The 14797-nt window shown below is 59.7% G+C and carries 13 protein-coding genes; 10 read left to right on the top strand and 3 right to left on the bottom strand.

What is annotated here, in order from left to right; translation table 11 throughout:
• Positions 1-2: 2 nt before the first annotated feature.
• From ACZ5WW_RS12315 to ACZ5WW_RS12300, 4 genes are read left to right on the top strand one after another with little or no spacing between them, the layout of a single operon-like run.
• Positions 3-1601 carry an FAD-dependent oxidoreductase gene (locus ACZ5WW_RS12315; protein WP_377167955.1) on the top strand — a complete coding sequence of 533 codons (1599 nt, stop codon included), beginning with the start codon at positions 3-5 and terminating at the stop codon, positions 1599-1601.
• Between the two features lie 45 nt (positions 1602-1646).
• The gene (locus ACZ5WW_RS12310; protein ID WP_377167953.1) at positions 1647-2915 is read left to right on the top strand and encodes a polysaccharide pyruvyl transferase family protein; all 1269 of its coding nucleotides are present in this window, start codon (positions 1647-1649) and stop codon (positions 2913-2915) included.
• Between the two features lie 45 nt (positions 2916-2960).
• Complete coding sequence (locus tag ACZ5WW_RS12305; RefSeq protein ID WP_377167951.1) at positions 2961-3839, top strand: metallophosphoesterase; 879 nt, start codon at positions 2961-2963, stop codon at positions 3837-3839.
• Positions 3836-5266 (top strand): 3-keto-disaccharide hydrolase, encoded by a 1431-nt coding sequence (locus tag ACZ5WW_RS12300; protein ID WP_377167949.1) that lies wholly within the window; start codon positions 3836-3838, stop codon positions 5264-5266. Before ACZ5WW_RS12305 ends, ACZ5WW_RS12300 begins: the two co-directional genes overlap by 4 nt.
• A gap of 11 nt (positions 5267-5277) precedes the next feature.
• On the opposite strand, the gene ACZ5WW_RS12295 is transcribed toward ACZ5WW_RS12300, so the two are convergent.
• The 3 genes from ACZ5WW_RS12295 to ACZ5WW_RS12285 all read right to left on the bottom strand — a co-directional run bounded on the left by ACZ5WW_RS12295 (position 5278) and on the right by ACZ5WW_RS12285 (position 7030).
• Positions 5278-5682 carry a DUF1398 domain-containing protein gene (locus ACZ5WW_RS12295; protein ID WP_377167947.1) on the bottom strand — a complete coding sequence of 135 codons (405 nt, stop codon included), beginning with the start codon at positions 5680-5682 and terminating at the stop codon, positions 5278-5280.
• A gap of 94 nt (positions 5683-5776) precedes the next feature.
• Entirely contained in the window at positions 5777-6619 is an 843-nt protein-coding gene (locus ACZ5WW_RS12290; RefSeq protein ID WP_377167945.1) for an RNA polymerase sigma factor, read from the bottom strand.
• Positions 6620-6661: 42 nt separating this feature from the next.
• Positions 6662-7030, bottom strand: a complete 369-nt coding sequence (locus tag ACZ5WW_RS12285; protein ID WP_377167943.1) for a winged helix-turn-helix transcriptional regulator — start codon at positions 7028-7030, stop codon at positions 6662-6664.
• Positions 7031-7110: 80 nt separating this feature from the next.
• Between ACZ5WW_RS12285 and ACZ5WW_RS12280 the strand changes: the two genes are divergently transcribed.
• From ACZ5WW_RS12280 to ACZ5WW_RS12255, 6 genes are all read left to right on the top strand, one after another.
• Entirely contained in the window at positions 7111-7695 is a 585-nt protein-coding gene (locus tag ACZ5WW_RS12280) for a DinB family protein (RefSeq protein ID WP_377167941.1), read from the top strand.
• Complete coding sequence (locus ACZ5WW_RS12275) at positions 7692-9023, top strand: MATE family efflux transporter (protein WP_377167939.1); 1332 nt, start codon at positions 7692-7694, stop codon at positions 9021-9023. The genes ACZ5WW_RS12280 and ACZ5WW_RS12275 overlap by 4 nt, the downstream gene beginning before the upstream one ends.
• A 66-nt stretch (positions 9024-9089) precedes the next feature.
• The gene (locus ACZ5WW_RS12270) at positions 9090-9527 is read left to right on the top strand and encodes a DUF5069 domain-containing protein (RefSeq protein WP_377167937.1); all 438 of its coding nucleotides are present in this window, start codon (positions 9090-9092) and stop codon (positions 9525-9527) included.
• A complete protein-coding gene (locus ACZ5WW_RS12265) occupies positions 9528-10934 on the top strand; it encodes an MATE family efflux transporter (protein WP_464694248.1) in 1407 nt (468 codons plus the stop codon). It abuts the gene before it with no gap.
• Between the two features lie 23 nt (positions 10935-10957).
• The gene (locus ACZ5WW_RS12260; protein ID WP_377167934.1) at positions 10958-13075 is read left to right on the top strand and encodes a hypothetical protein; all 2118 of its coding nucleotides are present in this window, start codon (positions 10958-10960) and stop codon (positions 13073-13075) included.
• A gap of 104 nt (positions 13076-13179) precedes the next feature.
• On the top strand, positions 13180-14784 hold the full coding sequence (locus ACZ5WW_RS12255) for a fucose isomerase (RefSeq protein ID WP_377167932.1): 1605 nt from the start codon (positions 13180-13182) through the stop codon (positions 14782-14784).
• Positions 14785-14797: the final 13 nt, after the last annotated feature.

The following is a 14797-nucleotide window of genomic DNA, read 5'->3' as shown; positions in this document are numbered from 1 at the left end:
CCATGAAGTCACTGTTTCTTACCCTTTTACTCTGTGCCGTCCATGCCGGTGCTGCGGACTCCATCACCTCTGACATCGTCGTTTACAGCGGGGTTCCCTGCGGCATTGCCGCCTCCATCATGGCGGCTCGGGAAGGCGCGAAGGTGGTCCTCATCGAGCCGACGAAACACGTCGGTGGCCTGAGCACCAGTGGCATCAACACCGCCGAGAGCGAGCACATGCTGAAATGGACCATCGGTGGCTTCGCGGATGAATTTTACCGCCGCCTCGGTGCTGTCTACCAGATCGACGGGCCGGAATATTTCTTTGAATCCAGCGTGGCTGAAAAAATCTATCTCGACATGCTGCGTGAAGCGGGCGTGCAAGTGCGCTTTGGCGCTTCGGTGGATGCGGTGGCCAAAGACGGCGCGCGCATCACCTCGATCACGCTCACGGATGGCACCCGACTGACGGCCAAGGTGTTTATTGATGCAGGCTATGAGGGCGACCTCATGGCGAGCGCCGGCGTGAAATATGCCGTGGGGCGGGAGTCCAAGGCGGAGTTTGGAGAAGAGGCTGCGGGCGTACGTTTTGACAAAACGCCGCGTCAGGCCCGGACAGTGGATGAGGCCGGCAGACTGCTGCCCGGCATCAGCGCCTGGGCCAAGGAGTTGCATGAAGGCGACGCTCATCGTGCTCCGATGAACTACAATTTCCGTCTCACCGTGGCGAAGGACCCCAAGCTGCAGGTGCCCATTCCCGCGCCGCGGCATTACGACGCAAAACGTTATGCTCTTCTCGCAGGCTGGTTCCGTGATCAGGCACAGCAAAAAAAGCCGGTGAAGCTCGCGGACATTCTGGACCTCTACAAACGGCGCAATGGCAAATTCGAGCTGAACAACAAGCAGTCCGCCATTTATTCGCTGGGCCATTTCGGCGGCCAGTTTGACTGGCCCGATGCCAGCTACGCACAGCGCGCGCTCATTTATCAGGATCACATGGATTACACCCTTGGTCTGCTGCACTTCCTGGCTGCCGACGAAGCCGTTCCGGGCAACGTGCGGGACGAAATGAAGTCGCTGGGTCTTCACAAGGAGGAATTCGCCGACAACAGCAACCTGCCTTATCAGCTCTACGTGCGTGAAGCACGGCGGATGCGCGGCGAGTATGTCGTGACACAGCAGGATGTACAGGATAACCGTCGCAAGCCGGACAGCATAGGCATGAGCAGCCACTTTATCGACTGCCATCATGTGCAGCGCGTGGCCTTGAATGAAAATGAGTTTGTCAATGAAGGGCGCATCTGGCGCATGGGCCATGCTTACCAGATTCCTTATCGTGCGCTTACGCCCAAGGCTGCCGAGTGCACGAACCTGCTCGTCCCTGGCGCAGCCAGCTACAGCCATGTGGCCTTCTGCACCCTGCGGCTGGAGAGCGTGTGGATGATCACGGGGCACGCGGCAGGCGTCGCCGCCGTGATGGCCCTGAAGGACTATGCCGAGGTTCAGAAAGTGCCGCTGGCCCCTTTGCAGGACAAACTGCGCAGCCAGAAGCAGGTGGTCGATTTCGTTCCCGGCATGCCGGAAATGTGCGAGCACCTCAACGGCCCGCCGGAGTTTTGATCTCTCTCTGGTCTTCAAAGACGAATCCCACCGCTCAATCAACCCATGACCACACGCCGCCATTTCATCTCCTCCATCACCGCTGCGCTTGGCGGTTCTGTTTTCGCTGCCGATGGCAGGCCCAAGACCATTTTGCTGCAGTCAGCCTGGGATACGGTGAACATCGGAGACATCGGCCACACGCCAGGGACGCTGCGTGTCATCGAGGAGCATCTGCCAGAGGTGAAGGTGGTGCTGTGGGCCATGAAGCTGGACGAACGTGTCACCGCCATGCTCAAGAAGCGGTTCCCCAAGGTGGAGATTCTGCAGGGAAGCCTGACGGGGAAAAGTGAAAGAGACGAGGCTCTGCGGCAGGCGATTTCAAACTGCGACCTTTACATCCGCAATTCGGGCATGGGGCAGGATGTCAGCTTCATGCAGTTCTGTCAGAAAGTGGGTAGGCCTTACGGGCTGTTTGGCCAGTCGTATTTCGCCAGCATGGTGGAGGGCAAGGGGGCTGAGGAACGCACCGTCCTGCTGAACAACGCCTCATTTATCTACACCCGGGAAACAAAGACGCTGAGTATCCTGAAAAGCCATGGCATCAAGACGCCCGTGCTCGAGTTCGGTCCGGACGGCTGCTTTGGCATCGACGTGCGCGATGACGAACGCGGCTCGGCGACCATGAAAAAACTCGGGCTGGAGGAGAAGAAGTTCATCACGGTGCAAATCCGCACCAACACACCGAAGTATCCCGGGGTGGACGATCCACGCCCGGAAAAGCTCAATCCGCTGCATCCCACACCACAGCAGATCGCTGATGATGAGCGCAGGGCGGCAAAATATCGGGAACTCGTGACGATGTGGGTCAAGAAGACCGGGCACAAGGTCCTCATCGCCCCGGAGACGATCAAGGAGATGGGCCACAACAAGCGCCTCATCCACGACCTGCTCCCGCCCGAGATCCAGAAGCACGTGGTGAATCTGGAATACTTCTGGAACGCTGACGAGGCCGCCTCCATTTTTGCCCGGGCACACACCATCGTCTGTCATGAGCCGCACTCACCCATCATCGCGCTGGCCAATGGCACTCCGATCATCCACACCTACTCCGAGTTTCATTCCCCCAAATGCTGGATGTTCAAGGACATCGGTTTGGGAGAGTGGCTGCTGGAGATGGACGAGACGCCGGTGGAAAAGATGGCCGAGACACTGTTTGCCATTGATGCCGACTACCCCGCCGCGCAGGCCAAGGTGAAGAAAGCCATGGCGTATGTGCATGAATGCTTTGGCAAATCCATGCAGCATGTGAAGGGCGTTTTGGCCAAAGCTTGATGAATAGAGCGGCAAAAAAGAAAAACGGCTGTCGTTTTACACGCCATGTCTTCGATTTCGCGCCGTGTCTTCATCCAACGCAGCACTCTGTGCCTCGCCGGCTTCGGTGCCGGCAGACTTCTCGCTGCTGCTGCCGAAGCTAGGCCGTTGTTCCGTGCGGGCCTGATGACAGATCTGCATTATGCGGACAAAGAGCCTGCAAAAACCCGATTTTACCGCGAGGCCCTGGCCAAGCTGGATGAAGCGGTGGATTTCATGAATCGCGAAAAGCCTGCGCTGGTGGTGGAGCTGGGCGATTTCATTGATCAGGCGGACTCGGTGGAACGTGAAATCGAGTGGCTGAAAACGATGGAGTTGCATTTCGCGAAGCTGACCATGCCCAGGCATTATGTGCTGGGAAATCACTGCGTCGGCACTTTGACGAAGCAGGAATTTGCCGCCAACACGAAAGCGCCCGGCGGGCATGCGGCTTTTGAAGAAAAGGGCGTGACGTTTCTGATCCTGGATGCCTGCTTTCGTGAAGACGGCGCTCCGTATGAAAGAAAGAACTTTAACTGGCAGGATGCCAATCTGCCCAAGTCGGAGCTTGAGTGGCTGGACAGTGAGCTGAAAAAGGCTGGGGGCCCGGTGGTTGTCTTCGCCCATCAGCGGCTCGACATGGACAAGGCGCATGCCGTGCGCAATGCCGCCGAAGTGCGGGCGCTGCTGGAGAAGTCCGGCAAGGTGCTCGCTGTCTTCCAGGGGCACTCGCACAAGAATGACTACCAGCAGATCGCGGGCATCCACTACACCACACTCGTGGCCATGGTGGAGGGCGGCGGCATGGAAAACAGCGGCTATTCCCTGCTCGATGTCATGGCCGACGGATCGCTGCGTTTGAATGGATATCGCAGGCAGTCAAATCGCACGTTGAACCACGCATGAAGCACCTCTTCTTTTTTCTACTTCTCACCAGCATTGCGTCTGCAGTGGAGCCCGGCTTTGAATCCCTCTTTGACGGGAAGACGCTCGACGGCTGGAAAAATGACGGCAACTGGGCGGTGGAGAACGGCGAGATCGCACGTGTGAAGCGTGGCGGTCCGCTCACCTATGAGAAAGCCAGGGTGCCTGATGATTTTGAGCTGCGCTTTGACTGGAAAGTCTCGAAAGGCTGCAACAGCGGCGTGTATTACCGGCCGGGTCAGTATGAGTACCAGCTGCTGGACAATGCCAACAGCTCCTATGGTGAGAATCCGCGTTCATGCGCGGCGGCGCTCTACTTCTGCATGGCTCCGACCAAGGATGTGGTGAAGCCTTTTGAGCAGTGGAACGAAGCTCGCATCATCTGCAAGCGCAGCGTCATCCAGCACTGGCTGAATGGCGAGAAGGTGGTGGATTTCGACTATGCCGACCCGCGATGGAAAGATGCGGTGAAGCTGGTGAGCTATCGTGGCACCGACCTGACCAAGCGAGGCGGTCATCTCTGGCTGCAGGACCACGGCGCGCCGGTTTGGTTTCGCAACCTGCGCTGGCGTGCCATCCCTGCCGATGAGCCGCTGGTCAGTGAGAATCTGACTCCCATGCCCGTGCCTGAGGCTGCGCTGAAAAAAGAGCAGGCCCGCATTCAGGAACTGCTGAATGCGAAGGCAAAGCAGGCATGGAAGCATGAGGAGCTGAAACGCTTTAAGGCCGATGAGGCGCATCAGGGCGTGGCAGTGGATGAGGCGCACTTTTATGCGATCACGAATTCAGCCATTGGCAAATACCGCAAAGACAACGGCGAGCGTGTCGGCGGCTGGCAGGAGGAGAAAGGCGGGCGCATCAAGCATCTGAACGCAGGCATTGTGCTGGATGGCCGGCTCTACTGCGCACATTCAAACTATCCTGAGTTGCCCATGAAAAGCTCTGTGGAAGTCTGGGATCCCAAGACGATGCAGCATTTGGAGTTGATCGATCTCACGACCGCAGACGGCTCGCTGACCTGGGTGGATCGTCGGGATGGCGTGTGGTATGCCTGCTTTGCGCAATATGCGAAAACCGGTGATCCCGCAAAAACGAAAGTCGTGACTTTTGACGCTCAGTGGAAGAAGCTCGGCGAGCTAAGGTTCCCACGCCCGATGGTGCTGAAGTTTGGCAAGAACAGCAGCTCAGGCGGCAGCTTTGGCCCGCGGGGGTATCTCTTCATCACGGGCCATGACGCTCAGGAGCTCTACGTGCTGGATCTGCCAGCCCAGGGCGATGTACTCGGCTGGCAGACCGCCATCCCGATCAGCGCCCATGGGCAGGCCTTTGCCTGGGATCACAGCCAGGAGGGCATGCTGTATTCGATCGACCGCAAGACTCACGAGGTGATCGTGTCGCAGGTACGGTGACGCTTGCACATTCAGTCCTGCGGCTTGGCCCCGGGAAACCATTCGGTGTGCTGATCTCCCTGCCGACCGTAATAGGTCACACGCCGTCCGCGGAGAAATGCGATGTAGCCCTGCACTCCCGCCTGCATGGCACGAATGCTGAAGTCGCGGTAGTGCTGGTTCTTCTGCTGGCTGTCGAGAATGTTGGCGCGGAGTGCCGGAGCATCAAAATCTTCCGCCACCGCAGGAAGAGCTTCATAAGAAAGAGGCGTGGTGAAGACGCCGCCAGAACCGTCGTGGAAGCTTTTTTGCAGGGCCAGGTAATCGACATGGTAGGATTCGACTCCGGCCTCCACGAGCATGGCAACGATTTGAGGAAAAGAAGTTCCTCCGGCGAGGGTGGCGTTGGCGGCGGCGCTGATGAGAGTGGTGTTCATGAGGGTAGATGTGGTTTTGTGCCGCCCACAAAACATGGGCGTCCTCTTGTCTGACAGCGCTGGCGGCTTGCTGTGACAGTTCCGCCAATTTTTTTCACTCAACGCTAAAACCGGACTGCTGCACAAGGCTTCGCAGTCTGGCGGCAAGATCAGGACCGGTGAGCATGGGCTGCGCGTGGTAGAGCTCGGCATGCTCGCGGTCCATGCCCTCAAGTTCGCTCAGGAGAGCAGCGCTGTGCTGCCGCACTGCATGGATGCGGTCCTTGGTAAACTGGAGGTTGGCCGGGTCCAGCCACCCGGCACGCATGAAGTCGCTGGCTTTGCGCGCACAGCGGCAGGGGTTGGCGCGGTTCACCAGTCCGCACTTGTCGTGCATGAACTGATATAAATCCTGCCGGGCACGTGAGAGAAGCTGGCGGAAATTGGCTGGCGTCACCTCCATGGCTGCCGCCGCAGTCTCGCTGGATTCGCCAAAGACCTCTCCCAGGACGAAGGCCAGCCGCTGTCGGCGCTCCAGGCACATCAGCATGGCGGTGATGCACCCCAGCCTGGCCTCCTCCACCAGCAGATGCGTCTCGACCGGCAAAGCTCTGGGATCCGGCAGTTCTTCATCCTGGACGCCCTCCAGAGAGGCAGCCATGTCGGTGAAAGTCATCGACTTCTCCTCCATCTCCGACTTCCGCACATTGAGCAGGTGATTGACCGCGATGCGATGCAGCCAGGTGCTGAACTTGCTCCGTCCCTCAAAGTTGCCGAGATGGGTCACGGCCTTGATCATAATCTCCTGGGCGGCATCCTCGGCCACGTTGCGACGCCAGACCATGCGCAGGGCAAGATTGAAAACCCACGACTGGTGATTGCGCACCAGGGTGTCCAGCGCGGTCATGTCTCCATTCTGGGCCCGCAAAACCAGCGTCTCATCATTTTCTACCATCATGAAGTATGAGGTGCGAACGCGGCGCTTTTCAAGGCCGCTTCATTACGCCGGCTGCAGCAGGGCCTGCGTTCCCTCTTCCCAGGCGAGCCCCCAGTCTCGCAAAGACTTCAGCACGGGGCGGAGCGCCAGGCCTTTCTCGGTAAGTTCATAGGCCATGCGCTTGCCGCCATCCGAGGCCGGCACCTGGCGGATGATGTCTGCGGTCATCAGTCGCTCCAGCCGCTCGCTGAGGATGTTGGTGGGGATGCCCTCGGGAGAGCTGATGAAATCCTTAAAGCGGTTGCGACCCAGAATGAGATCGCGGATGACGAGCAGCGTCCAGCGGTCGCCCAGCAGGTCCAGTGCGCAGGACACCGGGCAGGGAGAGCGGCGGGAAGAAGGCGGAGCTTTGCTGGGCGGGCCGTTAGGCATGCAGAACGATGCTTTTGAAAACTTGCATTTCAAAAGTAAAATACTTGCGAATTGCAAGTAAAGTGAAATCATGACCGCGCATGACCCCATCTGCACAACCTGAACTGGCCCCGCCCGGCGCGGGGTTGCCTTTGCCCGAACTCTGGATCGCGCGACTGCTGTTTGCCATGAGGCGACTGCGAGGCAGCCGCGAAACCTTCCTAACCAAGTTTGAGCAGGAGCGGGCTGCGATCCGTGCGCTGGTGGCCTCATGTGCAGGGGAAAAGCGTGGCAGGCAGGTCCTCATCAAGCGCCCACGCGGACTGGAGGACAGCAGCCGCAACTGGTCGGTGTGGATGACGCTGGACCATCTGCGCATCACCAACACGGCTCTCATCCGTGTCATCACGGCGCTGACTCAAGGCCAGGTGCCGCATGGCAAGGCCAGCACGGCGGCGGTCAAGCCCTCGACTACAGCGACAGCAGCCGTGGAGGAAGAGTTTGAGCGCTCCTGCGATGGCGTCCTGGCCGTGATCGCTGGAGCATCCGATTTGAAAACGTCCGTGCGTTTTGCACATCCGTGGTTCGGGCCGCTGGATGCTTATGGCTGGGCGGCCATGGCTGGCACTCATATGGGTGTTCATCGGGTGCAGATTCAGAGCATCGTGGCAGAGTTGAACCGATGAAGCAGCCGCCCTCGCTCACCACCGATCCGATTCCACACCTCGTCTGGCGCATCGCGCTGCCCATGAGCGTGGGCATGTTTTTCAACACCATGTTCAACGTGGTGGACACCCTGTGCGCAGGCTGGCTGGGCACGGAGTCACTGGCCGCGCTGTCGCTTTCTTTTCCGCTCTACTTCGTGGTGTTTGCCACCGGCAGCGGCATCAGCCAGGGGACCACGGCGCTGCTGGCAAATGCGCTGGGAGCCGGAGACAAGGCCGAGGCCCGGCGTGTGTTTGCGCAGTCGCTGCTGTTTGCCACGACGGTGGGGCTGCTGCTTTCCTTCATTGGCTGGCTGGTGGCTCCCTCGCTGTTCCGGCAGCTCGGTGCAGAGGGCGCCTACCTGCACACGGTGCTGGCCTACATGAATGTCATCCTCGGCGGCGGGGTGTTCTTTTTGCTGCCGATGATCCTGAACTCCGCTCTGTCCGCACAAGGCACCACGTGGGTGTATCGCAATTTTTTGATCGCGGGCTTTGCGGCCAATGTCGTGCTCAACCCCGTGCTGATGTGGGGATGGGGCGGGCTGCCTGCCATGGGAGTGGCGGGTATCGCACTGGCCACGGTACTGGTGCAGATGGGTGGTGCGGTCTTTCTGTGGTCGCATGCCAGCCGGACGGATTTCGGCCATGGCTTGAAACTGCACGACTTCAGACCAGACGCACACACGCTGCGGCGGATCGCCGGGCAGGCGGTGCCGGCGGCGCTGAACATGCTGACCATCGCGCTGGGGGTGTTTGTCATCACTTGGTTTGTGAAGCACTTTGGCAAGGAGGCGGTGGCTGCGGTGGGCATCGCCACACGCATCGAGCAGATCGTGCTCATGCCGGCCATCGGCCTGAATGCGGCGGTGCTGAGCATCGTGGGCCAGAGCCACGGGGCAGGGCTGCCGCAGCGCGTGCGCGAGGCCTGGGTGACGAATGTCAAAATCGGTGCGGGCCTCATGCTCGTTGGCGGCTTCCTCGTCTGGCTGCTTCGCGGGTACGCCATGCGGCTCTTCACCCAGGATGAAATCGTGATCAGTCACGGGCGCGACTACCTGCTCGCGGCATCACTCACGCTTGCGGCCTATCCCATCCTGTTTGTCACCGTGTTTGCCATGCAGGGCATCAAGCGCCCGTCCTATGGACTGTGGATGGGCCTCTATCGGCAGTTTGCGGCGCCGGTGCTGGTGTTCCACACCCTGGCCTTCGCGCTGGGTTGGGGACTGTGGGGGGTCTGGTGGGGCATCTGCATCGTGAACTGGAGCGGCGCGCTGTTTGCGCTCGCCTGGGGATGGCGAAAATTTTGATGCAATCTGTCACGTGGTCGTGGCATGCCCTGATTGACAAATTCGCGCAACCGGCGACGCATCTGCATGTCCACCAAACCTGATCCCGCCACGCTGCCCTGCAGTCCCCTTGAGGAAACCGCCGGCCTGAAATATTTCCCCCGCATGCTGGGCAAGATCCGTCTGCACGCCGCAGGCAAACTGTGGGAGGACCTGCACGCCAATCTGGGCAAGGGCAGCGACGGTGCCTGCGTTGCGTTTTTGCACGTGGACTATGATGAGATGAAAGCCCGTGTGCTGCAGGGAGGCACTGATCAGGAAATCCTGGAGTGGTGCCAGCTGAAGGGCCGCCCGCTGAACGACACCGACAAGCTCGTCTGGAACTACTACATTCTGAAACTCGGCATCAATGACCACATCACCCCCATCCTTGCAAAAAGAAAGGCTGACGGTGGCCTCGGCGACCGTGACGACATCCAGACCATCACGCATTACATCGATGTGGATGAAGGAAGGCTGCCCTGAATGAGCGGAGAGTCTTCACCGCCAGTGTCATTCTGGAAAAGCGTGCGGCAGTCGCTGCGCGGAGAGGAGCACGATTATACTGCTCTGCCGCTGAACCGTGCCGTCATCCTGCTGGCGGTGCCCATGGTGCTGGAGATGATCATGGAATCGCTCTTCGCCGTGGCGGACGTGTACTGGGTCTCACGGATCGGGAAGGAAGCGGTGGCCGTGGTAGGCCTCACCGAATCGGTGATGACACTCATCTATGCTGTGGCGATTGGCATTTCCATCGCCGCCACCGCCATTGTGTCGCGCCGCATCGGTGAAAAGGAGCCGGAGCTCGCCTCACAGGCGGCAGGGCAGATCGTCCTGCTGGGCGTGCTGTTGGCGGCCGCGCTGGGCATGGCGCTCGGCTTTTTCGCCCCTGACATTCTGCGGCTCATGGGGGCGGAGGAGGACATTGTGGCACTCGGTTCAGGCTTTGCCCGCATGATGCTGGGCGGCAATGCCACCGTGTTTTTGATCTTCCTCATCAATGCCATCTTTCGTGGTGCGGGAGATGCCGTCATCGCCATGCGCACGCTGTGGCTGGCGAATGCGCTGAACATCGTCCTGGGCCCGTGCTTCATCTTTGGCTGGGGGCCTTTCCCTGAGATGGGCGTCACAGGCGCTGCAGTCGCGACCAATATTGGCCGCGGCATCGGTGTGCTCTATCAGCTCTGGCATCTGGCGGGGCATCACAGCCGCGTGAAAGTGCGCTGGGCGCATTTCAAGCCGGAGCGGGAGGTGATCAGCACCGTGCTGCGCAAGTCTGGCAGCGGCATCGTGCAGCTTCTCATCAGCACCACGAGCTGGCTGGGGCTCTTTAAAATTCTCGCGCTCTTTGGCAGCGCCGCCCTGGCGGGTTACACGATCGCCATCCGCATTGTGATCTTTGCCCTCATGCCGGCCTGGGGTCTCGCAAACGCTGGCTCCACGCTGGTGGGTCAGAATCTCGGCGCTGGCAAGACGGAGCGTGCGGAGGCGGCGGTCTGGATCGCCGTGAAGTTCGATGCCATCGTCCTCAGTGTGATCGGTCTGGGTTTCGTCTTGTGTGCCAATCCGCTGATCCGGCTGTTCACCGTGGATCCAGAAGTGATGGCGTATGGCACCCAGGCTTTGTGGATCGTGAGCCTTGCCTTCCCGCTCTACGCGTGCGGCATGTGCTTTGAGGCTGCGTTCAATGGCTCCGGCGACACCTGGACACCCGCTCGGCTGAATTTTCTGTGCCTGTGGCTCGGGCAGATTCCGATCGCCTGGGGCTTGGCAAAGTCCTTCGGCTTCGGGCCTGTGGGGGCTTTCATCGCCGTGCCGGTGGCTTATTCGCTTCTGGCTCTCAGCAGCTGGGCCCTCTTCAAACGCGGAAAGTGGAAGACTCAGAAGGTCTGACCATCACCCGCATATCTGGTTTTATGAAATCACTTCTTCTCAGTCTGTTTTCTCTGATCTCTGCGGCGGCCGCTGCTGCCGAATTGCAAACCACCGGAGCCGGTATTGAAATCTCAGCGGGCAGTCTCGGCAGTTTTGTGCTGACGTATCCGGAGTTCGATCCCGGCAGCAAGCAGATCGAAGTCAAAGCCGCAGGTGCGAGCGCGACGGTGCGCTATGACAGCGGTGCGGAGTGCGCCGTGAAGATCGATCAAGATGAAATCGCCCTCGTTTTCAAAGGGGTGCCTTCAGGCGTGAAGTCATGGAAGATGTCCGTGCTCATCGACATTGGCTTTGCCAAGGGTGGCACCTGGAAGATCGCTGACAAGGAAGGCGCGTTTCCAGCGGAGAAGTCCACGCCGCCGCAATTCGCCAGCCTGAACGCCACCAGTTTCCTGCTGAAAAACGCCCAGGGCCAGAGCCTCAGTTTCACCACGCCGGACTTCGCTTTTCAGCAGCTCACCGACAACCGCGAGTGGAACTGGGCCGTCTACAACTGGTTCTTCATGGTGCCTTTTAACGCGGACAATCCATCAGCCAAAATCCGCGTCACCTCGGATCTCGCCTCAGTGACCAAGCTGATCGACTCGTTCGGCCAGAGCATCAAAGACACGTTTCCCAACAAGCTTAAAAGCTTGGATGACCTCAAGGCCGACGTAGCTGCTGACAAGGCTTACTATGACAGCATCGAAACACCCAGGCTGGATCGCTTCGGCGGCTTGCCAGACAGCGGCAACACGCTGGGCCTGAAGAAGACCGGCTTCTTCCATGTGGAGCAGAAGCAGGGAAAATCCTGGCTCGTGGATCCGGATGGCAATGTCTTCTTCCACCTCGGCATCTGCGGCTTTGCGCCCAGCGATGACTACACCTATGTCAAAGGACGTGAGGGCATCTATGAGTGGCTGCCGAAGGCGGAGGGTGAATATGCCAGTGCCTTCCGTGCCGGGGATGGAGATGCTCATTTCTCCTTCTACCTCGCCAACATCATCCGCAAATTTGGCGCTCCCTACGATTATGAAACGCACGCAACGCGCATGATTGAGCGCGTGCGCAAATGGGGCTTCAACTCCATCGGAGCCTTTAGCCCCACGCCGGACAAAGCGCATGTGAAGGCTGATTTTCCGTATGTGACCAGCCTGCCGATCAACGCCTGGGAAGGCGTGCCCCGCATCCCCGGTGCGCATGAAGTGTGGGACCCGTATGATGCGGCTACCACGCAGAAGATCAGCGAAAACCTCGCTCGCGAACTCCCCGCACGTGCCAGCGATCAGCTGCTCATCGGCTACTTCATCGTGAATGAGCCACGTTACGATGAGCTGCCGCGCGTGATCCCCTCACTGACTGGCGGCCAGGCCTGCAAGCTGCGCCTCGTGGAGGCCCTGAAGAGCAAATATCAAACTATCGAAGCCTTCAACACCGCGTGGCAGGCCAAGGCGGCCACGTTTGATGAACTGGCGGGTATCGGGCTCGCGGTAACCACTGACGCCGCCAAGGCGGATGTGAAAGCCTTTGTCGGCGAGTTCATGGAAACGTACTTCGCACAGATCGAAAAGCTCTTCCGCCAGCATGATGCAAACCACATGCTGATCGGCAGTCGCCTGCAGCCTGTGACGATCGACGACGAGCAGCTCTGCCGCATCATGGGCAGGCACCTCGATGTGGTGTCCTACAACTACTACACCTTCGGTGTGGACACCGCCGCGCTGAAACGCTTTCACGAATGGACCGGCAACAAGCCGATGATGCTCAGTGAATTTTTCTGGGCTTCACCGAAGGACAGCGGACTTATTGGAGGGCGCGAGGTCAGCAGCCAGCGGGAGCGCGGACTGGCGTATCGAAACTACGTCGAGCAGAGCGCCGCGCTGGGATTCGTCATCGGCATCGAGTGGTTCACGCTCATCGATCAGGCCACGACGGGCCGCTGGTTCAGCAAATACAATGGCGAGAGCTACAACACCGGCCTCGTCAGCGTGGCGGACCGCCCATGGAAGGACATGCTGACGGAGATGATGAAGACGAACCACACGATCTACGATCTCCTGCTCGGGAAACGCCCGCCCTATGCCTGGGATGATCCGCGGTTTCACGTGCAGGAAAAGTAAAGGCCTCAGGTCAAGGATGGTCATCCAGGTGCCAAGGATGCGCATCCCACGCGGGTTGTCAGTTGAGCTGGTGCTCGGCCAGTCTGTTGGATAGGATTTATTTTATGCCTGCCCAACCCAAAATCGTCCAGCTCGTGGCCAGCGGTGATCTGCGCCTTTCTGCCAATCAAACCTGCTGGCCCGCTCAGGCCGCCATGGAAAAAGCCCTGGCGGCTGCTCTGAAAGCCGAGGGCTGGAAGATCAAGCGTGCGCATGCGGTGGATCCCGTGAAAAAGCACGGGTTCATCGATTCGCAGCGCATGGGCATCGAGGTGTTTCGCGGCATCGACCCCGACGCCCCCCTGATCGTGGCGGAGGCCGTGTGGCAGTACTCGCATCATGTGCTGGCCGGGCTGACCACGCATCGAGGCCCCATTTTAACCGTGGCCAACTGGAGCGGCCAGTGGCCCGGTTTGGTGGGCATGCTGAACTTGAACGGCTCCCTGACCAAGGCAGGCGTGAAATACTCCACACTGTGGAGCGAGGACTTCAGCGACGAGTTTTTCAAAACCAAGCTGAAGCAGTGGCTCAAGACGGGTCGCATCACTCACGACCTCAGCCACGCCCGCAAATGGGAGAAGGTAAAAGTCCCCTCCAAGGCGGCTTCACTGGGCAAAAAACTGGCCGGCATGCTCCGCGCAGAGAAGGCCATCATGGGCATCTTTGACGAGGGCTGCATGGGCATGTTCAACGCCATCATCCCCGACCACGCGCTGCACGCCTGCGGTGTGTTCAAGGAGCGGCTGAGCCAGTCGGCTCTCTATCATGAGACTCTTCAGGTGAGCGATGCCGATGCCCAGGCCATTTACACGTGGCTGGAGAAGAAAGGCATGACTCTCCACCTGGGCAAAGATCATGCTACGCAGCTCACACGCGAGCAGGTGCGCCTGCAGTGTAAGATGTACGCCGCAGCCCTGCGCATCGCGGATGATTTTGGCTGCGACTCCGTCGGCATCCAGTATCAGCAGGGTCTGAAGGACCTGCTGCCAGCGAGCGATCTCGTCGAAGGCATGCTCAACAACGCGGACCGCCCGCCGGTCAAATCCCGCGATGGCAGGCGCACCCTCTGGGCCGGGCAGCCGCTGCTGCATTTCAATGAGGTGGATGAATGCGCCGGCCTGGACGGCATGCTGACCCAGCGTGTGCACCGTGCGCTTCAGCAGCCGGTGGAAAACACCCTCCACGATGTGCGCTGGGGCGAGACCTTTGGCGGCGACTACGTCTGGGTTTTCCTCATCAGCGGCGCGGCTCCTCCCGCGCATTTTGTGGGAGGGTGGAAAGGCGCCGAGGGCTTCCGCCAGCCCGCCATGTATTTTCCCAATGGCGGCTCCACCCTGCGAGGCAACTCAAAGCCGGGCGAGATCATCTGGTCGCGCATCTATGTGCAGAATGAGTCGCTGCACATGGACATCGGCCGTGGGTGTGTGGTCTCTCTCCCGCCTGAGGAAACCGAGCGCCGCTGGCAGCTCACCACCCCCCAGTGGCCCATCATGAGCGCGGTGACCTATGGCGTGAGCCGCGACCAGTTCATGGCCAAGCACCAGGCCAATCACGTACAGGTGGCCTATGCCCATGACGCCAAAGCCGCCAACGAGTGCCTCTTTGCCAAGGCCGCCATGGCCCGCGCCCTTGGAATCCAGGTGAATGTGTGCGGCACCTTGTCACGTTGATCTCTTTCCTTTT

The sequence above is a fragment of the Prosthecobacter fluviatilis genome (assembly GCF_055388355.1).
Note: the sequence above shows the minus strand (reverse complement) of the source record. Positions and strands in the feature narration are given on the sequence as shown.